At 37.6% G+C, this 649-nt stretch carries 1 pseudogene; it reads right to left on the bottom strand.

Going from position 1 to position 649, the window contains the following annotated elements:
- A pseudogene (locus IQR33_RS12670) lies at window positions 1-549 on the bottom strand (SAM-dependent methyltransferase); the annotation flags it as partial.
- Window positions 550-649 lie beyond the last annotated feature (100 nt).

Below are 649 nucleotides of genomic sequence, written 5' to 3' on the forward strand. Positions count from 1 at the left end.
AAGTGTTTGCACACCAATTTTCAAAAACTGACAATGTTGTTCCGTAATCAGTCCATGTTCAATTAGTACACCATCTACTAATTCGGCAACCCTATCATAATTGCCTCTTTGGATTTCTCTTTCAACTTCAACTTTGATTGATATTAAGTCTTCAACACACTCTGTTGTATATAGTACCTTTATATTTCTACCAGCTGACGGTTCAATTTTAAGTACACCAGAGCTATAAGCTCGCCCTTCTACCTCTGCCGAAAACTGCGAATAAGTTGAAAGCAATGTTAAAGTAAATGCCTGCTTAACTTTTGCAGGCGTATTTTCTCGAAAAATAACTTTATGAATGGAATTAGTACAATTCAACTTCGCCTTGTTTACTACCATCCTTGGCCCCAAATGAATCATATAAGATAGAAAACAATCGGCTACTATCCCATCAATACCATATCCCGGTGCAAACCAATGTGGACGTTTTTCGAAAGTTCTATTTTTTGTCCTTTCTTCTAACGTAATTTGGTTTAAATAAGCACTAACAGGATTATTTGGATCTTGCATTTGCTCTTCTGAAGGACAAACTAGATAGGCTCTGTGCCCTTCTCGCTGAATACGTCTTTGCTTTCTGATGTCGTGCGTCACACCTGTCAGAGATGAAAAG

This window comes from Vibrio sp. OPT46, from assembly GCF_015163535.1.
GTDB classification, from domain to species: Bacteria; Pseudomonadota; Gammaproteobacteria; order Enterobacterales; family Vibrionaceae; genus Vibrio; species Vibrio alginolyticus.